The sequence below is a fragment of the Neorhizobium sp. LMR1-1-1.1 genome (genome assembly GCF_040675795.1).
Classification (GTDB): Bacteria; Pseudomonadota; Alphaproteobacteria; order Rhizobiales; family Rhizobiaceae; genus Neorhizobium; species Neorhizobium cellulosilyticum.
In genome coordinates, this window is record NZ_JBEGHE010000102.1 from 74,834 (window position 1) to 95,009 (window position 20,176).

Annotated in this window: 19 protein-coding genes and 3 tRNA genes; 9 read left to right on the forward strand and 13 right to left on the reverse strand. The window is 59.3% G+C overall.

Annotation, left to right across the window (positions count from 1 at the left end; all coding sequences use genetic code 11):
* Nucleotides 1-62 precede the first annotated feature (62 nt).
* From MRBLMR1_RS30365 to MRBLMR1_RS30375, 3 genes are all read left to right on the forward strand, one after another.
* Nucleotides 63-137: transfer RNA gene (locus tag MRBLMR1_RS30365), tRNA-Glu, on the forward strand.
* A 142-nt stretch (nucleotides 138-279) separates the two neighbouring features.
* Nucleotides 280-354 (forward strand) — tRNA-Glu (locus tag MRBLMR1_RS30370).
* Between the two features lie 140 nt (nucleotides 355-494).
* Nucleotides 495-569, forward strand: a tRNA-Glu gene (locus MRBLMR1_RS30375).
* 25 nt (nucleotides 570-594) lie between these two features.
* On the opposite strand, the gene recJ is transcribed toward MRBLMR1_RS30375, so the two are convergent.
* The 5 genes from recJ to MRBLMR1_RS30400 form a co-directional block, all read right to left on the reverse strand.
* Nucleotides 595-2,427 (reverse strand): single-stranded-DNA-specific exonuclease RecJ, encoded by a 1,833-nt coding sequence (recJ, locus tag MRBLMR1_RS30380; RefSeq protein WP_500067243.1) that lies wholly within the window; start codon nucleotides 2,425-2,427, stop codon nucleotides 595-597.
* Nucleotides 2,428-2,473: 46 nt separating this feature from the next.
* Entirely contained in the window at nucleotides 2,474-2,704 is a 231-nt protein-coding gene (locus tag MRBLMR1_RS30385; RefSeq protein WP_148146444.1) for a hypothetical protein, read from the reverse strand.
* Nucleotides 2,705-2,904: 200 nt separating this feature from the next.
* Nucleotides 2,905-4,224, reverse strand: coding sequence for a homoserine dehydrogenase (locus MRBLMR1_RS30390; protein WP_148146443.1), 1,320 nt, complete (start codon nucleotides 4,222-4,224; stop codon nucleotides 2,905-2,907).
* 71 nt (nucleotides 4,225-4,295) lie between these two features.
* Entirely contained in the window at nucleotides 4,296-5,516 is a 1,221-nt protein-coding gene (locus tag MRBLMR1_RS30395) for an LL-diaminopimelate aminotransferase (protein ID WP_148146442.1), read from the reverse strand.
* A gap of 109 nt (nucleotides 5,517-5,625) precedes the next feature.
* A complete protein-coding gene (locus MRBLMR1_RS30400; protein WP_183686906.1) occupies nucleotides 5,626-6,207 on the reverse strand; it encodes a hypothetical protein in 582 nt (193 codons plus the stop codon).
* On the opposite strand from MRBLMR1_RS30400, the gene MRBLMR1_RS30405 reads away from it, so the two are divergent.
* From MRBLMR1_RS30405 to radC, 4 genes are read left to right on the forward strand one after another with little or no spacing between them, the layout of a single operon-like run.
* Nucleotides 6,178-8,046, forward strand: coding sequence for a PHA/PHB synthase family protein (locus tag MRBLMR1_RS30405; protein ID WP_500067244.1), 1,869 nt, complete (start codon nucleotides 6,178-6,180; stop codon nucleotides 8,044-8,046). The two genes, MRBLMR1_RS30400 and MRBLMR1_RS30405, sit on opposite strands and share 30 nt — an antisense overlap.
* 10 nt (nucleotides 8,047-8,056) lie before the next feature.
* On the forward strand, nucleotides 8,057-8,800 hold the full coding sequence (sfsA, locus tag MRBLMR1_RS30410; protein ID WP_148146440.1) for a DNA/RNA nuclease SfsA: 744 nt from the start codon (nucleotides 8,057-8,059) through the stop codon (nucleotides 8,798-8,800).
* Between the two features lie 47 nt (nucleotides 8,801-8,847).
* Nucleotides 8,848-9,687 (forward strand): type I methionyl aminopeptidase, encoded by an 840-nt coding sequence (gene map / locus MRBLMR1_RS30415; protein WP_183686932.1) that lies wholly within the window; start codon nucleotides 8,848-8,850, stop codon nucleotides 9,685-9,687.
* A 3-nt stretch (nucleotides 9,688-9,690) separates the two neighbouring features.
* Nucleotides 9,691-10,509: a RadC family protein gene (gene radC, locus MRBLMR1_RS30420; protein WP_183686903.1), complete on the forward strand. Its 819-nt coding sequence runs from the start codon at nucleotides 9,691-9,693 to the stop codon at nucleotides 10,507-10,509.
* 14 nt (nucleotides 10,510-10,523) lie between these two features.
* On the opposite strand, the gene MRBLMR1_RS30425 is transcribed toward radC, so the two are convergent.
* Nucleotides 10,524-11,420, reverse strand: coding sequence for an SDR family oxidoreductase (locus tag MRBLMR1_RS30425; RefSeq protein WP_148146437.1), 897 nt, complete (start codon nucleotides 11,418-11,420; stop codon nucleotides 10,524-10,526).
* 105 nt (nucleotides 11,421-11,525) lie between these two features.
* Here MRBLMR1_RS30425 and MRBLMR1_RS30430 point away from each other — a divergent pair, with 105 nt between their 5' ends.
* Nucleotides 11,526-12,377: an MmyB family transcriptional regulator gene (locus MRBLMR1_RS30430; RefSeq protein WP_148146436.1), complete on the forward strand. Its 852-nt coding sequence runs from the start codon at nucleotides 11,526-11,528 to the stop codon at nucleotides 12,375-12,377.
* Nucleotides 12,378-12,576: 199 nt separating this feature from the next.
* Nucleotides 12,577-14,076, forward strand: a complete 1,500-nt coding sequence (gene sthA, locus MRBLMR1_RS30435) for a Si-specific NAD(P)(+) transhydrogenase (RefSeq protein ID WP_500067245.1) — start codon at nucleotides 12,577-12,579, stop codon at nucleotides 14,074-14,076.
* Nucleotides 14,077-14,203: 127 nt separating this feature from the next.
* Here sthA and rpsD read toward each other — a convergent pair whose 3' ends face one another.
* The 7 genes from rpsD to MRBLMR1_RS30470 form a co-directional block, all read right to left on the reverse strand.
* Nucleotides 14,204-14,821 (reverse strand): 30S ribosomal protein S4, encoded by a 618-nt coding sequence (rpsD, locus tag MRBLMR1_RS30440; RefSeq protein ID WP_148146435.1) that lies wholly within the window; start codon nucleotides 14,819-14,821, stop codon nucleotides 14,204-14,206.
* Between the two features lie 223 nt (nucleotides 14,822-15,044).
* Nucleotides 15,045-16,568 (reverse strand): helicase HerA domain-containing protein, encoded by a 1,524-nt coding sequence (locus MRBLMR1_RS30445; protein WP_148146434.1) that lies wholly within the window; start codon nucleotides 16,566-16,568, stop codon nucleotides 15,045-15,047.
* Between the two features lie 151 nt (nucleotides 16,569-16,719).
* A complete protein-coding gene (locus MRBLMR1_RS30450) occupies nucleotides 16,720-17,358 on the reverse strand; it encodes a LysE family translocator (protein WP_148146433.1) in 639 nt (212 codons plus the stop codon).
* Between the two features lie 64 nt (nucleotides 17,359-17,422).
* Nucleotides 17,423-17,878, reverse strand: coding sequence for a GNAT family N-acetyltransferase (locus MRBLMR1_RS30455; RefSeq protein WP_148146432.1), 456 nt, complete (start codon nucleotides 17,876-17,878; stop codon nucleotides 17,423-17,425).
* Nucleotides 17,875-18,126, reverse strand: coding sequence for a hypothetical protein (locus tag MRBLMR1_RS30460; RefSeq protein WP_148146431.1), 252 nt, complete (start codon nucleotides 18,124-18,126; stop codon nucleotides 17,875-17,877). Before MRBLMR1_RS30460 ends, MRBLMR1_RS30455 begins: the two co-directional genes overlap by 4 nt.
* Nucleotides 18,127-18,525: 399 nt before the next feature.
* Nucleotides 18,526-19,326, reverse strand: coding sequence for a glutamate racemase (gene murI, locus MRBLMR1_RS30465; protein WP_148146430.1), 801 nt, complete (start codon nucleotides 19,324-19,326; stop codon nucleotides 18,526-18,528).
* A complete protein-coding gene (locus tag MRBLMR1_RS30470) occupies nucleotides 19,310-20,149 on the reverse strand; it encodes an RNA methyltransferase (RefSeq protein WP_148146429.1) in 840 nt (279 codons plus the stop codon). The genes murI and MRBLMR1_RS30470 overlap by 17 nt, the downstream gene beginning before the upstream one ends.
* Between the last annotated feature and the right edge of the window lie 27 nt (nucleotides 20,150-20,176).

The window sequence follows — 20,176 nt, forward strand, 5'->3', positions numbered from 1 at the left end:
CAAAAAACATCGTTTTGCAGCTTGCGGGAAAGAAATCCCCTCTCTATAAGGCACCTCAGCACGCGCCCTTCGTCTATCGGTTAGGACGTCAGATTTTCATTCTGAAAAGAGGGGTTCGACTCCCCTAGGGCGTGCCACTCCCCCCTTTGCCAAGTCATTGTTAGAATTACCCAATTACCATCTGATGGCAGTTTGGAATTTTTCTTAATTTGACCTTTGAAAAGTGCATTTTTGCGCTTGCGGTCTTCAATCGACGCCCCTATAAGGGCGCCACAGCACGCGCCCTTCGTCTATCGGTTAGGACGTCAGATTTTCATTCTGAAAAGAGGGGTTCGACTCCCCTAGGGCGTGCCACTCCCCCTCCGCCAAGTCATTGTTCAAAAGAGCCTATTCGGCTTTGTGGATATTTCTGTTTTTTCTGCAGAAGATGGTGAAGACACGCATTTTTCGCTTGCGATATTTGCTCTTCCCCCCTATGAGAGCGCTCACCGCACGCGCCCTTCGTCTATCGGTTAGGACGTCAGATTTTCATTCTGAAAAGAGGGGTTCGACTCCCCTAGGGCGTGCCACTTTCTTATCCAGAAAATCGGAAAATCATTTGGCCAGCACTGCATCCAGCAGGCGCAACTGTATCCGTCGACTGCCCTGCCAATAGTCTGCGCTCAGGCTTCCGGCGGCATGGATTTGCAGGCCGCGTGATTTCATCAGGAGGTCGCCCAGAGGTGTATCTGCGGCACGGAAAGCGATCCCGTCCAGGCGTGAGCCGTCCATTGCTTCCAGTGTTATCTTGATGTGAGCAGTGCCCACCGGACGGACATCCCTCAAACGATGGGAGGGGATGGCGAAGATCGGCTGCGGATGACCGGAGCCATAGGGCCCGGCTTTTTCCAATTGATCGAAAAGGTCGAGGGTTGCTCCTGATGCCGACAGAGCGCCATCGATCTTCAATGAGTGGCTTGAGACGAGAGACGGCACGCGCGAGGCGGCACTCTCCTCGAAAAACGCCCTCAACGCCCCGAGTTTGGCTCGCTCGACGGTGAGGCCCGCTGCCATGGCATGACCGCCACCTTTCACCAGCAGGCCATTCTCCACGGCCGCGCGCACCATATGGCCCATGTCGAAACCATTGATCGAGCGGCCGGAGCCGGTGCCTTTCCCTTGCGAATCGAAGGCGATCGCGAAAGCGGGGCGCTTGAACTTCTCCTTCAGCCTAGCCGCAAGCAGACCGACGATGCCGGGATGCCAGCCTCCATGTGCGGTGACCAGAACATTGGCGCCCTCGCCGTCTCCGTATTCGGCCAGCACTTCGGCTTCCGCTTCGGCAAGCATCGCCGCTTCCATCGCTTGACGATCCCGGTTGAGTTCATCGAGGCGGGCTGCGATTTCCTCTGCCCGCACGCTGTCTTCGAGGGTCAGGAGGCGGCTGCCGAGCGCTGCATCGCTGATGCGTCCGCCGGCATTGATGCGCGGACCGATGAGGAAGCCAAAATGATAAGGCGTAACCGGTCCCGATAGGCCAGCCTTCCTGAAAAGTGCCGCGAGGCCGAGATTGGTCATATGGCGGGCCGCAATCAGCCCCTTGACTACGTAAGCTCGGTTCAGCCCCTTGAGCGGCACAACATCACACACGGTCGCGAGCGCCACGAGATCGATCCAGGCAAGAAGATCTAGATTTGCCGCTCGCCGGTCTCCGGCTTCACGCAAAAGACGCGCGGTGGCGACAAGAACAAGAAACACCACGCCGGCGGCACATAGATGCCCCTGCCCCGACAAATCGTCTTCGCGATTGGGATTGACGAGCGCGACCGCTTTCGGCAGCTCGGTTCCTACCTGGTGATGGTCGATCACCACGACGTCACATCCCTTCGCCGCGGCGGCCGCAAGCGATTCGTGGCTAGTCGAACCACAGTCGACGGTGACGATCAGGCTCGCGCCGCGTGCGATCAACTGTTCCATAGCGGCAGCATTCGGGCCATAGCCTTCGAATATGCGGTCAGGAATGTAGATTTCGGCATCGATCTCGAAATGCTTCAGGAAACGATAGAGAAGTGCTGAGGACGATGCTCCATCGACGTCATAGTCGCCGAATATAGCGACACGTTCGCGCCGGCGGATCGCCTTGAGAATTCGCGCCGAAGCCTTGTCGCAATCCGTCAGCGTCAATGGATCGGGCATCAGCGAGCGGATGGTCGGATCGAGAAACGCCGGAGCATCGTCCAAAGACACGCCACGCCCGGCAAGAACACGGGCGATGATCTCGGGAATTCCATGGATCTGAGCGATTGCCAGCGCACGGTTCTGCGCTGCCTGATCGAGCCTGGACATCCAGCGCTGCCCGGATACAGACCGCTCCACTCCTAGAAATGCCCTCTGGACGGGATCCGCGGGTTCCTGGGGCGTTAAAGCGGTAAATGTCTTTGTCGTCATCGGCTATCCATAGCCGACGACGTGCAGAAGCGGAAATGCTTTCGCGTCAAAGCCAGTTGTGAATCAACAACCACACTGCAGCGAACATAGACGCCGATGCAACAGCGAGGATAGCGACAACAAATGAACCTGCCCTTTCAGGCTCGCCATCGTCTTCGCCAACCAAATCCTCGTTGAACGAATAAACAAGCTTCAGATACGGCACACTGCTGTGCCCGCTGTGCCCGCTGTGACGCTTGGGTTGGCCGTAAAGGCCGTCACTCATGTCAATAGACATCACGCAAACGCCTCCTCCTGCGATGGTGAATGACGAGAGTGTACGGCGATTTTCTCCCTGCGACCAGTCATCAAACTGTCATTCGGGAATATTTTCACAAAATACTAAAATAGGGCCAAAGCGCGTCGCCCCTTCAGGTCTACACGCTACGCCTTGGCTTCTTGTTCTTGGCTGTTGTTACGCAGCCGGCCCGAGATTTTTCAGGATGCGCGGGGCCGCTCGATGCGGATCACCTGCGGCTCGCCGACGAGATAGGTCTCCTGCTTGATCCCCTCGACTGCCTTGCGGATAGATGCTTCGGTCGTGGCGTGGGTGACGAGGATGATCGTCTTGGAGGTGTCCGTCTGTGCGGGCTTCGGCCGCTGGACGATCGATTCCAGCGAAATGTTATTTTCCGCCATGCGCGCCGCGACGCTGGCAAAAACGCCGGTGCGGTCGGCAACCGTCAGGCGGATGAAATAACCGCCTTCATGGCTGCGCATCCGGGCCTTCTGATAAGGGGCAAGTGCGACTGCCGGAGTGCCGAGAACCGGCACGCGCTGTGCACCGGGCTGGCTCTTGGCGATGTCGGCGATATCGCCAAGCACGGCCGAGGCCGTCGCATTACCGCCAGCGCCGGGGCCGACCATCAGAAGTTCACCGAGAATATCGGATTCGATCGCCACGGCATTGGTGACGCCATCGACCTGCGCAATCACGCTGTCATGGGGCACCATGGTCGGGTGAACGCGCTGTTCGATGCCGCTTTCGGTGCGCTGGGCAACGCCGAGCAGCTTGATGCGGTAACCGAGATCGGCAGCAGCCAGAATGTCGTCGATCGAGATGTTGGTGATGCCCTCGAGATAGATCTCGTCGGCCGCGATCTTCGTGCCAAAAGCGAGCGTCGTCAGGATAGCAAGCTTGTGCGCCGTGTCATTGCCCTCGATATCGAAGGCCGGATCGGCCTCGGCATAACCGAGACGCTGGGCTTCCTTCAGGCACTCCTCAAACGAAAGGCCTTCCTTCTCCATCTTGGTGAGGATGTAGTTGCAGGTGCCGTTCATGATACCATAGACGCGCGAGACAGTGTTACCCGTCAAGCTCTCGCGCAGCGCCTTGATGACCGGGATACCGCCGGCAACGGCGGCTTCGAAATTCAGGAGCGCGCCCTTTTCTTCGGCAATCGTCGCAAGCTCGACGCCTGAGGCCGCCAGAAGCGCCTTGTTGGCGGTCACGACATGGAGACCACGTTCCAGCGCGATCCTAACAGAATCGGCCGCGGCACCCGTGGCGCCGCCCATCAGCTCGACGAAGACATCGATATCGGCTTCTGCTGCAAGCTTTTCCGGCGTTTCGAACCACGCCATGCCGGACATGTCGAAGCCACGGTCACGGTTGCGGTCGCGGGCGGTAATGGCAGTGATCTCGATCGCTCGTCCGCATGTCACGGCCAGTTCATTGGCACGTGTCTGGATGATCTTGACCAGCGAAGCACCCACGGTTCCAAGACCCGCGATGCCGACTTTGAGGGCGTCTGCCATTTCGCATTCCCGATGTTTGAAAAAGCGGCCACGAACGGGCCGCTTGAGGATTATGACGGTCGATGACCGACTTAGCGATGCGTATTCAACGAAATGACGTTGTGCATCGTCTCGTCGACGGTCGAGAAAAACTTCTTGATATTACGGGCCGCCTGGCGGATCCGATGCTCGTTTTCAACGAGTGCGAGGCGAACGTAATCGTCGCCCATTTCGCCGAAACCGATACCCGGAGCGACAGCGACGTCCGCCTTTTCGACGAGAAGCTTGGAGAATTCAAGCGAGCCGAGGTGACGGAACTTTTCCGGGATCTTTGCCCAGGCAAACATGGTGGCAGCCGGCGGCGGCACTTCGAAACCGGCCTTGCCGAAGCTGTCGACCATCACGTCGCGGCGGCGCTTGTAGACATTTCGGACTTCCGCGATATCGGAGCCATCGCCGTTCAGCGCGTGGGTTGCAGCAACCTGGATCGGCGTAAACGCGCCGTAATCCAGATAGGATTTCACACGCGTCAGCGCTGCGATCAGGCGCTCGTTGCCGACGGCGAAGCCCATCCGCCAGCCCGGCATGGAGAAAGTTTTCGACATCGAGGTGAACTCAACGCAGACATCCATTGCGCCCGGAACCTGCAGTACCGACGGCGGCGGATTGTTGTCGTCGAAATAGATCTCGGAATAGGCAAGGTCAGACAACACGATGATGTCATGTTTCTTGGCGAATGCGATGACGTCCTTGTAGAAATCGAGGCTCGCCACAAAGGCCGTCGGGTTGGACGGATAGTTGATGATCAGCGCCAGCGGCTTGGGGATCGAGTGCTTTACCGCGCGCTCAAGCGGCGGGAAGAAGCTGTCGTCCGGCTCTACCGACATGGAGCGGATCACGCCGCCTGCCATCAGGAAGCCGAAGGCGTGAATCGGATAGGTCGGGTTGGGGCAAAGGATGACATCGCCAGGCGCGGTAATCGCCTGCGCCATGTTGGCAAAGCCTTCCTTCGAGCCGAGAGTCGCAACGACCTGTGTATCCGGGTTGAGCTTCACGCCGAATCGGCGAGCGTAATAGGCGGCCTGAGCGCGGCGCAGCCCCGGAATGCCCTTGGAGGACGAGTAGCGGTGGGTGCGCGGGTCCTGAACCACTTCGCACAGCTTGTCGACGATCGCCTTCGGTGTCGGAAGGTCGGGATTACCCATGCCGAGATCGATAATGTCCGCGCCACCCGCTCGCGCGCTGGCCTTCAAACGGTTGACCTGTTCGAAAACGTAAGGCGGCAGTCTGCGGACTTTATGAAACTCTTCCATCTCTCTTCCCATTGGCGCACGAAGCAGCAATTGAGCGACATCAATGTGTCGCATCCGATTGCTTTGCGGCCAAACAGGACGAAAGGCAAGTGCTAAGAGAGGCGGCCCGTTACTTCGAGATGGTGTTCAGCGCGTCAGTGCCGTGCTCAGTGGCCAATTTGCGATATTCGGCGACGCGTTTCTTGTATTCAGCTTCGCTGATCGAACCGCTGCGGCGAGCACGAGCAAGTGCTGCCATACGAGGCTCGGTCTTGTTGTAATCCTCGTCCTCGATCTGCTCGTTGGCGGCGAGAAGCGTGCGATCGAAGGTTGGATAGGTGCCGGTATCCTTCTTGACCAGCGGACCCGGCGCGCGTTCAGTCTTAGACTGAGAAATAACGGCCGGCGGCGCGGTGCTGGGGATACCGTCGTCAAGCGCAAAGCTCTGACTGTTGCAGGAGGCCAGCAGCGGCAATAGAGCCAGAGGTGCCGCGACAGACAAACATCCGATCCCGCGCTTTAGAATTCCCATGGCCTGCCCCATCTCCGTCAATGCCGTCATCGGACCCTGTCCGACCTTGACGCGGGCGGTGATCCGCCATCGTCGTCCTTTCCGGCACTTGTATTCGGTTTCGGGCGCGATGTACAAATGAAAACAACGGTCATGCACGGGAGGCTGCGATTGGCGCAAAAGTCCGACGATCACGGGCATTCCGGACAGGAATTTCCGGGCTTCGATGCGCGTTTCTTCGAAGCCTATGCGATCAAGGACCCCCAGTCCCTGATGATGAATGCTGCGCGGGCATTCGAGAATCTGGGTCGCGCCGCCTCCGAATGGCTCGGTCCACGCGAACGCGGCGAGACATCGGATGATCTTTTCGCCGGGCCGATCGGCGATTTCATCAAGACCATGTCGGCGCTCACAGAATACTGGACTTCCGACCAAAAACGGATGCTCGAAGCGCAAACACTGCTTCTATCCACCTATTTCGAGATCTGGATGCGCAGCATTCAGCAGACGGGCGGGACAGAGGAAAAGAGCGCCGAGGCCGAGATGGCGGCAAACAAGGACCGGCGCTTTGCCGACGAGGACTGGTATCGCAATCCGTTTTTCTCCTTCCTGCGGCAGATCTACCTGGCAAGCGCCACCTGGGCCGAAAGGCTGGTGAGCGAGGCGGACGGGCTGGACGAGATCACCAAATACAAGGCCCGTTTCTACGTCAGGCAGTTCACCGCCGCTTTTTCACCCAGCAATTTCGCGATGACCAATCCGGAGGTCTGGCGTGCGACGGTGGAAAGCCAGGGCATGAACCTCGTCACCGGGATGCGGATGCTGACCGAAGACGTGATCGCCGGCGGCGGGCATTTGCGACTGCGCCAGACCGATGCCACCCGGTTTTCCGTCGGCACCAACCTCGCAATCACGCCGGGAAAGGTGATCGCCCGCAACGAGCTTTGCGAGATCATCCAATATGCGCCGTCAACCGAGACGGTATTAAAGCGCCCGCTGGTGATCGTGCCGCCCTGGATCAACAAGTTCTACATCCTCGATCTGACGCCGGAAAAGAGCTTCATCAAGTGGTGCGTCGATCAGGGGCATACGGTGTTCGTTATCTCCTGGGTCAATCCGGACCGCGATCATGCGGCAAAGGATTGGGAATCCTACATTCGCGAAGGCATCGATTTCGCGCTCGATACGGCCGAACAGGCAACCGGGGAGAAACAGTCCAACGTCATCGGTTATTGCGTCGGCGGAACGTTGCTTGCAGCGGCACTTGCATGGCATGCGAAGAAGAAAGATACGCGCATCGCCTCCGCCACGCTTTTGACCGCGCAGGTGGATTTCGCCGAGGCCGGCGAATTGAAGGTGTTCGTCGATGAGGAGCAGCTTGCCGTCATCGAGGCGCAGATGAAGGCGAGCGGTTACCTGGCGGCGTCGCAGATGGCGGCGGCGTTCAACCTTCTCCGCTCTTCGGAGCTGATCTGGCCCTATGTCGTCAACAACTACCTGAAGGGCAAGGAGCCTATGGCCTTCGACCTGCTCTACTGGAACTCCGATTCGACGCGGGTGGCGGCCGCCAACCACGCTTATTACCTGCGAAGCTGTTATCTCGATAATGCGCTCTCCGCCGGCCAGATGAAGCTCGGCGGCGGCTCGATCGATCTCCGCGACATAACCATCCCGATCTACAATCTCGCCACGCGCGAAGATCACATTGCCCCTGCCCGCTCTGTCTTTCGCGGCAACGCCCTGTTCGGCGGGCCGGTCGAATTCGTTCTCTCCGGCTCCGGGCATATTGCCGGCGTCGTCAACCCACCGAGCCGGACGAAGTATCGTTATTGGGCCCAAGGCGACACAGGTGCCAAGTCTGCAGATACGCTGGATGGCTGGTTGAAGGAAGCGACTGAAACCGCCGGCTCCTGGTGGCCGCATTGGCAGGCATGGGTGGAGGCGCAGGATATCCACCGTGTTCCGGCTCGCATTCCCGGCGACCGAACCCTAACACCGCTTGGAGACGCCCCCGGCACCTATGTTCTGGCGCGCGCCTGACGGACTTCTCATGCGTTTTCACTCTCCTCTTATTCCCGCCACGCTGGTGCAACGCTACAAGCGTTTTCTGTTCGACGCCATTCTGGATGACGGTACGCCGATCACCGGCTCCTGCCCCAATACCGGCTCGATGCGTGGGCTGACGACACCCGGATCGCGGATCTGGCTTTCCGAGCATGACAGCCCAACGCGCAAGTATCGGCATGTCTTCGAGATGATCGAGGCTGAGGGCGAAATCGTCGGCGTCAATACCGGCATGCCGAACAAGCTCACCGAAGAAGCAATCCGCGCAAGCCTTATCCCCAGCCTCTCAGGTTATCCGACAATCATGAGAGAGCAGAAATACGGCCGCAATTCGCGGGTCGATTTCCTACTGAAGGGCGACGGTCTGCCGGATGCCTATGTGGAGGTGAAGAACGTCCATTTCAGCCGACAGGCGGGATTGGCCGAGTTTCCCGATACGGTCACCAAGCGCGGCGCTAAACATCTGGAAGAACTTGGCGACATGGCAGAACTCGGTCACCGGGCAGTGATGATCTACCTGATCCAGCGATCGGATTGCCAAAGCTTCTCGATCTGCTCCGACCTCGATCCGTTTTACGCTGCGGCATTTGTCCGGGCACAGAACCGTGGTGTCGAGGCATACGCGCTCAGATGCGCGGTTTCTCCCGAAGGAATAGAACCGCTGGATCTGATCGAAATGACGCCCCTGTCGGGAGGAATGCAGTCGGAATTATTGTTCGCCATGGACTAAGGCGGGCGTGCTGCATTATGAACGGGGGAACGATTGAGAGAAATATGATGGTCAATTACATCGAGGCGGTTTCCGCCCCCCAAAAAAACACGGGTGCAATCCGCCTTTACAACACGGCCGACGACTTCGCCGGCATGCGCAAGGCGTGTCTTCTGACCGCACGTTGCCTCGACGAACTCGCTTCGATCATCAAGCCGGGCGTTACCACCGCGGCGATCGACCGGTTCGTTTTCGAATTCGGCATGGATCACGGCGCGCTTCCCGCGACGCTGAACTATCGCGGTTACAAATATTCGGTCTGCACATCGATCAATCATGTCGTCTGCCACGGCATGCCGGACGACAAGCCGCTGCGTGAAGGCGATATCGTCAATATCGACGTCACCTACATTCTCGACGGATGGCACGGCGATTCCAGCCGAATGTACCCCGTCGGGCAGATCAAGCGCGCTGCCGAGCGTCTTCTGGAAGTGACGTATGAATGCCTGATGCGCGGCATTGCCGTCGTCAAGCCCGGCGTGCGCACCGGCGCTATTGGTGAAGCGATCCAGACCTATGCGGAAGCCGAGCGCTGCTCCGTCGTGCGCGATTTCTGCGGCCATGGCGTCGGGCAGTTGTTCCACGATTCGCCGAACATCCTGCATTACGGCAGATCCGACGAAGGGCCGGAACTGAAAGAGGGCATGATCTTCACGATCGAGCCGATGATCAATCTGGGCAAGCCGCATGTCAAGGTTCTTGCCGATGGCTGGACGGCGGTGACCCGCGACCGGTCGCTTTCGGCACAATACGAACACGCAATCGGCGTTACCGCCACGGGCTGTGAGATCTTCACCCTTTCGCCGGGTGGTTTCGACCGCCCCGGACTTGCGCCGCTCGAAGGCTGATCCATGAACAAGCGCCCCGCCTCCTCGCAAGATTCGCATGAACCAGCCGAGGAGACGGGCCGCGACGACCTGTTCGCCGACGAGCGCGGTTATTTTGCCGAACATGTGGGAAAACGGCCGCCGCTCAAGGCGGATCAGCTGCCCGGAGCAGCCGAGCACTATCTCGGACACCGCGAGCGGTTGCGCGACAAATATCGCGACCATGGCGATACGTCGCTCGCCGACTACGAAATCCTCGAACTTCTGCTGTTCCGCTCGATCCCGCGCCGGGACACCAAGCCGCTCGCCAAGGCGCTATTGGCCCGTTTCGGTTCGCTTGCAGGCGTGTTTGGCGCCCCGACAAGCCTGCTGCAGGAGATCAAGGGGATCGGCGAGAGCGTCGCGCTCGATCTGAAACTGGTTGCGACGGTCGGCCAGCGGATTTTGCGCAGCGAGCTTCGTGAAAAGCAGGTTCTCTCTTCCTGGTCTTCCGTGATCGATTATTGCCATGCGGCCATGGCCTATGAATCCCGCGAGCAGTTCCGCATCCTGTTTCTCGACAAGCGCAATGCGCTGATCGCCGATGAAATCCAGGGCAAGGGAACGGTCGATCACACGCCGGTCTATCCGCGCGAAGTGGTGCGGCGAGCGCTGGAGCTTTCCGCCACCGCCATCATTCTCGTCCACAATCACCCGAGCGGAGACCCGACCCCGTCACGCGCCGATATCGACATGACCAAAACGATCGTGGATACGGCAAAGCCGCTCGGCATCACCGTCCACGACCACATCATCATCGGCAAGGACGGTCATGCCAGCCTCAAGGGGTTGAGGCTGATCTGACCCCTCGCCCGGCTTCAGCCGGCGAAATAGGCGTCCTGATCGAGATCCTCCAGCAGGCCGGGTTGGGTCGGCTTCCAGTTCAACCACGCTTTCGTTTTCGCGCTCGATGCCGGGCTGTCCATGCCGGCGAAATGGGCGAACCAACCAAAGTGTGTGGCGGCCTCTTCATGGCTTTTGGAGACGACCGGCACGCCGAGACGGCGGCCGATCAGTTCGGCAATCTGCCTGAACGGGACGCCTTCTTCCGCCACCGCATGGTAGCGCGGCTCAAGTGCTCCCCGCTCCAGCGCCAAACGATAGACGTTTGCGGCGTCGAACCGATGGACCGCCGGCCAGCGGTTCTCACCATCGCCGACATAGGCGGAGACGCCAGTCTCGCGCGCCTTGGCGATCAACATCGGGACGAAACCATGGTCGCCGGTTCCATGAACCGAGGGCGGCAGACGGATCAGGGAGGCTTTGACGCCACGCTCGACTATTGCCGCCACGGCCTCTTCGGTCGCGACACGGGGAATGACGGATGAACCGACATTCGGCAGATCGTCTTCCGTGGCCGGCCGCCCCAGCTGAAGCAGGCCCGTGCCGGATGTCACCAGAAAAGGACGATTGGATCCGGCGAGCGCGTCACCTAGGGCCGCTATGATCCGTCGATCCGCCTCACAGTTCTCCTTGAATTTGGAAAAGTCGTGGTTGAAGCCCGTATGGATCACCGCATCCGCGGCAGCCGCTCCGGCTTGAAGGCTGGCGAGATCATCCAGAGAGCCACGATGAACATCGGCCCCTGCAGCCTGCAGCGAGGCGCTGCCGGCATCGGAGCGCGACAGGCCGAGAACCTGATGACCCGCAGAAACAAGCTCCCGAACGACGACGGAACCGACAAAACCCGTTGCACCCGTAACAAAGACACGCATATGAAACCCTCATGCTGGCATGTTGACGGATGTCGAATATGATCCGGATGCGGGCGATAAAAGCCGTGACCTTATACCCGTATCGGGACTAACAGGCTGACGACAATGGCAGAGGCGATCGACAAAGCGCGGGACGACAATCCGCTTGGGAGCTACCTGAAGGATCGCCGGGCAAAGCTCGATCCGGCGGAATTCGGTATCGAAGCAACTCGTCGGCGCACACCGGGTCTGAGGCGCGAAGAAGTCGCGCAGCGCGCAAATGTCAGCGCCACATGGTATACGTGGCTGGAACAGGGCCGCGGCGGCTCGCCTTCGAGCGATGTACTGGACCGGCTCGCAAGGGCGCTGACACTCACCAGCGCCGAGCGCGAACATCTTTTTCTGCTGGCGCAACACCGACCGCCGGAAATCCGTCACCAGCCGTTCGAACCCATATCGGCGCAGTTGCAGCGGGTTCTGGATGCGATGACATTCAGCCCGGCGGTGCTGCGCACCGCGCTTTGGGACGTCGTCGGCTGGAATGCGGCGGCAAGCGTGGTCATGACCGATTACGCTCTCCTGCCGCCGGAAGAGCGCAACATTCTGAAGCTGATCTTTTGCAACCAACGGGTTCGCGGACATATGGTCAACTGGGAACGGGACGCTCGCTCAGCGGTCGCGTCTTTCCGTGCCGAAGCGATCAAGGCGGCACCTGCGCAAGCTCTGCAGGCGATGGTCAAACAGCTCAGCCAGGCAAGCCCCGAGTTCAGTGCGATCTGGCAGAACTACGATATCCAGAATTACGGAGCCGGAACGAAGCATTTCCGCCACGAGATCGCCGGCGACCTGATGATGGAATATTCCTCCTTTACCGTCGATGGCCGGCCGGATCTCGGCCTTGTCGTGTTCACACCGATGACCGAAGCCGATGCCGAGCGCGTCAGACAGCTGCTCAAGACCACGCGAAACGACCGATAACCACCAGCATCACTCGAAAACCATCATCGCTGCACCGCACAATAGTCGTGTTCTTAGACAGGCTTGGGCCTTGCTCACGCAGTTGTCTTTTGTCATTTTCGAAAAATTGCCGCATGCAATCAGAATTTTAGAATAGTCGTGTAGATCAGGTCTGGTTGTTTTGGCTGGCGAGACCAGCGGGTTCCAAACGGAGAATTTCATGCACCAGTACGACCTCATCGTGGTTGGCAGCGGACCGGCCGGACGGCGTGCTGCCATCCAGGCGGCAAAGCTCGACAAAAAGGTGCTCGTCGTCGAGCAAGGTCGGCGCGTCGGCGGCGTATCGGTTCATACCGGCACGATCCCGTCGAAGACACTGCGCGAAACGGCGCTCAATCTTTCCGGCTGGCGGGAGCGTGGCTTTTATGGCCGTTCTTACAGGGTCAAGCAGGAGATCAGCGCAGAAGACCTGCGCCGCCGTCTGCTGATCACGCTCGACCACGAGGTCGACGTTCTGGAACATCAGTTTGCCCGCAACCGGGTTCAGCATATTCGCGGCAAGGCGAGCTTCGTTTCGAAGGACACGATGCAGATCGTCAAGGACGATGACGATACTGTTCACGTCTCGGGCAAGAGCATCCTGCTCGCTGTCGGCACCCGCCCCTATCGTCCGGAATCGATTCCCTTCGATAACAAGACGGTTCTAGACAGCGACGAATTGTTGGAGATCCACAATCTCCCCCGCTCGATCGTGGTGATCGGCGCCGGTGTAATCGGCATCGAATACGCGACGATCTTTTCCGCGCTAGACGCTGCGGTTACCGTCATCGATCCGAAATCGACGCTTCTCGATTTCATCGACAAGGAAATCATCGAGGACTTCACCTATCAGCTGCGTGACCGCAACATGAAGCTTCTGCTCGGGCAGAAGGCCGAGAAGGTGGAGAAACTGGCGGATGGCAAGGTTGCCGTGACGGTGGATACAGGCCGCAGGATCGTCGCCGACATGGTGCTCTACGCAGCCGGACGCGTCGGCGCGACCGATACACTGAACCTCGCGGCCGCGGGACTGGATGCAGACAGCCGGGGCCGGCTTCGCGTCAACCCGGAAACCTTCGAGACCTCCGTGCCTGGCATCTATGCCGCCGGCGACGTTGTCGGCTTTCCGAGCCTTGCCTCCACTTCGATGGAACAGGGGCGGATCGCGGCCCGTGTCGCAGTCGGCGCGATGGCCAAGGAGCCGCAGAAATATTTCCCTTATGGCATCTATGCTGTGCCGGAAATTTCCACCTGCGGCCTGACAGAGGAAGAGATGCGCGAGCGCGGCATCCCCTATGAATGCGGTGTCGCCCGGTTCCGCGAAACGTCGCGCGGCCACATCATGGGTCTCGATAGCGGCCTCTTGAAGCTGATCTTTTCGCTGAAGACGCGGCGTCTGCTTGGCGTCCATATCGTCGGCGAAGGCGCGACCGAGCTGGTCCATATCGGCCAGGCCGTTCTGAACCTCAAAGGCACCGTCGAATATTTCGTCGAGAACACCTTCAACTATCCGACGCTTGCCGAAGCCTACAAGATCGCTGGCCTCGATGCCTGGAACCGGATGGGAGAAAAGCGGACGGAGGAAACGCCCTCCAAAACCGTTCAGCTGACGGATGCGGCCACGCCGACAACGGTGGAGCCGACCGTCACGGTGGAAAAGAAGAAGGCGTCTTCGAAGTAGCCAATATTTACTGATCAACGAAAAAAGCCGCCCCGAAAGGAGCGGCTTTTTTCGTATCCGCATTGTGGCAGTCGGCAGATACAAAAATGGCCCCGAAAGGGGCCATTTTCGCAAATTTTCGTCGCGATTAACGCGAGTAGAATTCGACGACCAGCGACGGTTCCATGATGACCGGGTACGGTACATCCGAGAGAGCCGGTACGCGGGCGTAGGTGGCAACCATCTTGTTGTGGTCGACTTCGAGGTAATCCGGAACGTCGCGTTCAGCGAGCGAAACGGCTTCGAGAACCGTGACGAGCTGCTTGGACTTCTGACGGACTTCGATGACGTCGCCGGCCTTGCAACGGTAGGAACCGATGTTGACGCGAACGCCGTTGACCGTAACGTGGCCGTGGTTGACGAACTGACGGGCAGCGAAGACGGTCGGAACGAACTTGGCGCGGTAGACGATGGCGTCCAGACGCGATTCCAAGAGACCGATCAGGTTTTCACCGGTGTCGCCCTTGCGGCGGTTAGCTTCTTCGTAGATCGCGCGGAACTGCTTCTCGCGGATATCACCGTAGTAGCCCTTCAGCTTCTGCTTGGCGCGGAGCTGTACACCGAAGTCGGAGAGCTTGCCCTTGCGGCGCTGGCCGTGCTGGCCCGGGCCGTATTCGCGGCGGTTAACCGGGGACTTCGGACGGCCCCAGATGTTTTCGCCCATACGGCGGTCAATTTTGTACTTGGACGATTCGCGCTTGCTCATCGCATTTCCTTTCGAACGGTTGCACCGGTTTGTTGCCAAACCGGATGAAGGAAACACGCCCTCCTCTGAACCTCGTTTTGGAAGTTCTGACAGGCTTCTCACGAAAGCGATCGGAGAGTGCCACGGGACATGTCAATAAAACACCGGGCGTTGCCACCCGGTGCTGGGCCGCTCTTTAGGGGGCTGTCATGGAATTGTCAACAGCGGAATGGCTTTAAGCCCTTTATTCCGCAGCGATCTTGAGATCGCCCTCATCGGGTGCCTCGGCCGCACCGGGTGCGGTTTCAGCCTGCAGGTCCGGGAACGCGACGATGCGCTTGCCGGCGAAATCCGCGTGGACGACGATCAACCCCTGCTCCTCGAAATAACCGAGAAGGCGCCTCGCGCGGCGCGCGGAATGGGTGCCGTAAGCGCGGGCGATGCGGGCATCAGACGGGCAAGGCTCGGAACCGAGTGCCGCCTTGGCCATCATCAGGAACACGCCCTGAAGGTCATCGGAGACACCATTCGACAGCGAAAGCACGGTCGCCCAGGCCTCGCTCGCCGCCATGGTCGCATCGACGCCGGAACGGGCGATCGCGGTGCGGCGGCGGAAATCGCTGAGCGAGATCGGCGGGCCGGGCAGACGGCGCATGCGGGCGCGCACGAGAAAATCCTGATAGAGGACGCTGTCGGTCCGATAAGCCGATTGCGGATCGTCGAGAATTTCCGACATCACCGCCATCAGCCGCTCCTCGCGCTCTTCTTCAGTCAATTCCGGCATGGCCACACGGGATTCGTTGGCCGCTGGCTGAACCGCTGCCGGCGTCGAACGGGAGAGTTCAGCCAGAATATCGGTGGTCGGGCGTGGCGTCGGTGTCGGGCGGCGAACTGCGGTGATCGGCCGGGCGAATTCTTCCGGATCCGGCGTGAAGATCAAGTCTTCGACATCCTGCGGCGCATCCGGCAGCGGCATCAGCTTGGGGCTGGAGGAGCGCGCCGAGGTTTCGACATTGCCGATGACGATCGGCAGCGGGCGGCGCGACAGAGCCGGGCCGAGAGCAACGAAATTGCCGCGCTTCAGGTCGCGGAACATTTCCGCCTGGCGGCGATCCATACCGAGCAGGTCGGCCGCTCGCGCCATGTCGATATCGAGGAAGGTACGGCCCATCAGGAAGTTTGAGGCTTCGGCCGCAACGTTCTTGGCAAGCTTTGCCAAGCGCTGGGTGGCGATGACGCCGGCGAGACCACGCTTACGGCCACGGCACATCAGATTGGTCATAGCGCCGAGCGACATTTTTCGGGCATCTTCTGAGACATCGCCACCGACTGAAGGCGCAAACATCTGCGCTTCGTCAACGACAACGAGAACCGGGTACCAGTAATCACGATCGGCATCGAACATGCCATTCAAGAAGGCGGCCGCGGCGCGCATCTGTTCTTCGAGATCCAGCCCTTCGAGCGTCAGCACGCAGGAGACGCGGTTCTTGCGAATGCGGTTAGCGATACCGGCAAGCTCGGCTTCGGTGCGTTCGCCATCGACGACCACATGGCCGTATTTATCCGACAGGGTGACGAAATCGCCTTCCGGATCGATGACGACCTGCTGTACCCAAGGCGCGGACTGCTCCAGCAGGCGGCGCAGAAGATGCGACTTTCCGGAACCGGAATTGCCCTGAACAAGCAGACGCGTCGCCAGAAGCTCCTCGATATCGAGCTTGGCCGGCGCTCCGCCGGTCACAGTTCCCATATCGATGCCGACTTGCACTATGCTGCCCTCGTATGCCGTAAATTTGTGTTTTGCCGGCAGTCTTCCTGCAGTGACACAGAGCGCCGACCCCTCCCCTTAACAGAGATCGAGATTCGTTTCTTCGGGAAAGAGAGAAAAATCAACAGGCATTGAGATCAGACATTTGCGATCAGGCGGCAACGCGTTTGAAGCCGAGCGAAAGCAACCCGGCACCGATCATCAGCGAACCGCCGGTGCGATTGACGATACGCTGAACTTTGGGCTTGCGGATCGTGTTGCGCGCCATCGAGGCAAGAAGCCCGTAAAGCGCGGCATTGATGGTTGCCAGAACAAGGAAGGTCACTTCAAACACCGCCATCTGGAAGAAGAGCGGCCGGGTCAGATCGAGGAACTGCGGCAGGAAGGCGACGAAAAATACGATGCTTTTCGGGTTGAGCGCCGTCACGGCATAGGTGTGGAGGAAGACCCGGAACGGGCGAACGGCCGGCGCATCTGCCTCTTCGACAGCCTGCGCCTGTGCGGATACCGGGACGCGCCACAGCTTGATGCCCAGATAGATGAGATAGGCGGCACCGACCCATTTCAACACGGTGAACAGCATGGCGGATGTTGCCAAAAGCGCACCGAGGCCAAGCATGGAGGCGGTCATGGCGGTGAAATCGCCGAGCGCCACGCCAGCCACGGTCGCGCTTGCCACCTTGCGGCCATGGCTCAGAGCATAGGAAATGACGAGAAGGATAGTCGGTCCCGGAATTGCCAGCAGCACGGCGGATGCGGCAACGAATGCAAGCCAGTGTTCGAGCGACATGGAATTTTCCTCAGGTAGATAGCGAGATCAAGTCACGGAAAGATCCGCATGACAAGTGTGTGCTTCAGGCGCAGCGGCGCCAGCTGTAAAGGATGTCAGGCTCTTGTTCTTCATTGTCCGCGCCATCCGTTTCGCGGACGACCTCAAATCCCTGACTTTCATAAAAAAACCGGGCACCGGCATTTTTCTGAAAGGTCCAGAGATTAAGGCGAACATGATTGGCCTTGGCTATATCGAGAAGACGCGAACCAATGCCACGCCCCTGCATATGCGGCAGGATATAGAGCTGATCGACCCAACCCTGGTGAAAAGCGATAACGCCGATCAGATTTCCCTGTCGCTCAGCACCCCAGATGGCGCAATTCGAGAACAGGTATCCCGACCAGAAGCCCCGGTCCTCTTCCGGCTTGTGAAGGCCCGCAAGCCATGGAAGCTGCGCGTCGAATGCGGTTCGAAACACATTCGACGCGGCCTCCATGTCTCTCAGCGCCGGCTGACGGCATGTCAGACCGTCGCTCACAGGTAGTTCCTCCAGTCGACGAACCGGGACTGCAGGACGAAATCGACCTCCGGAACGTTCTCGGGCAGACCGATATCCCGAAGCATGTGATTGTCGAGATCGGACGAGCGGTTTGCCGAAAACGGCGAAGAGCGCCTGACGAGGGTCGCGACAAGTGCCTTTATCAGACGCCAGGGACCGTGGCGCCGGTGAAGAGCGTCCATTTCTGCCGACAGAACATCGGCAACCATTACGTGCATTTCACGCATAGCTTTTCCGCCCCGCCTCGCGCATGCGAGCGGGTCCTTTCGTGGTTTTGGAAAGACGCGCGCGGAAGTGCTAACGGCAATAGCCGTCAGACGGATAGACCGGTCACGTCAAATCGAGTTTAGATCGAGAAAGATGCCAATAGGCGGATTCCGGGCGTTATCAGCCGCGGAAAGCCAGTCCGAGCAGATTGCGCGGGTAATTCACCCGCATGGTTCGGACCAATCCGCCAGAGAGGCGCATGTAAGCAGAAAATGTATTCATCGATGCTCTCCCTTGCTTGAGTTGCGGATGCTGGAACATTGCACGGTCTTTTCAAACGCGCAAGCACCCACAATCGAAAATTGCACTCAAAGGTATTTTTGTTGCACGAGGGCAACAGTCGGCGATCAGGCCATGCCTCAGCCGGTGCGCAGGCCAAACCCCTGCATCAGACGGCGGGTGGCAAAATCCGGATTACCTGAGGTGAAGACGGCAAAGTCGAAACCTTCGGGATGTTCAGCGCCTTCGATGAGCGGCGCTTTGCGTCGTGCCTGCCTTGCTATTGCTTCAGCTGGGTCGAGCCAGTCGACCGGCCAAGGCGCGAGACGGCGGAAGAGATTGGCCATGAAGGGGTAATGCGTGCAGGCAAGCACGACGATATCGGTCTTTTCGCCATCCTTCTCGACGAAACATGGGGCGATCTCGGCGAGCACCTCATCATCGGAAATCGCTTCGCCGCGGATATAGCTTTCCGCCATGCGGGCGAGGTTTTCGGATCCGACGAGGCGGACATGACACTGGGTGGCGAAAGACTGGATCAGATCACGCGTATAGGCGCGCTTGACGGTACCGGGTGTTGCCAGAACCGAAACGAGGCCGGAGCGGGTGCGTTCGGCCGCAGGTTTGATTGCCGGCACGGTGCCGACAAAGGTCATATGCGGAAATTTTTCGCGCAGCGCGGCACCGGCAAGGGTGAAAGCGGTGTTGCAGGCGATGACGCAGATTTCCGGCTGATGATCTTCTAACAACCTTTCGAACAGGGAGAGGATACGCTCCTGCAAAGCGCCCTCCTCCCAACTGCCATAGGGAAAGGCCGCATCGTCGGCAACGTAAACGAAGCCGCGTTCTGGCATCAGCACGCGCGCTTCACGCAGCACCGTCAGCCCACCGATGCCCGAATCGAACACCAGTATGGGCTTCAGCTCATTCGCCGCTGTCATTCCCCTCTGTCTCCCCTGCCTCGGAGGCCTTCTTCTGTCTCGGCACCGTCTTTTTCGGCCACTGCCGCGGGAAGCGATCAAGCGAATTGATCACCCCGCGAAACACGCTGATCTCCTGCTCGGAAAAGGCCCGACGCGACAGGACAGCCCGAAGGTTGTCGATCATTTTGGGCTTTTTTTCAGGCGGATGGAAATAACCGCGGGCATCCAGCGCCTCTTCGATATGCTCGAACATACCGAGCACCTGCTCCTTCGTCGAAGGGTTCTGTTCGATCGGCTGGAAGCGTGTCTCTTCAAGGTCGTCCATGCCCGACTTCATCCAGTCATAGGACATGAGAAGCACGGCCTGGGCAATATTGAGCGACGCGAAGGCGGGGTTTACCGGGAAGGTGACGATCTCGTCGGCAAGCGCCACTTCTTCATTGTTAAGGCCCCAGCGCTCACGGCCGAAGAGGATTCCGGTCTTTTCGCCCGCCTTGAATTTTTCCCGCAGGTTGGCGGCAGCAAAGACCGGCGAGCGGACGGGCTTGAAGCCGTAACGCTCGCGGGCCGTCGTGGCATAGACGAAGTTGAGGTCGCTGATCGCCTCTTCCAGCGTGTCATAGACCTTGGTGCCGTCGATGACGTGATCGGCCTTGGAGGCGGCAGAGCGCGCCTTTTCATTCGGCCAGCCATCACGCGGGTTGACGAGGCGGAGTTCGACGAGGCCGAAATTGGCCATGGCGCGGGCGACCATGCCGATATTTTCGCCGAGTTGCGGCTCGACCAGAATGATCGCCGGTCCTTCGGCAATGAGTTCACGTTCGCTATTGGTGCCCGACATATTCGTTTCCGCTTGTTCTTGGAGCCG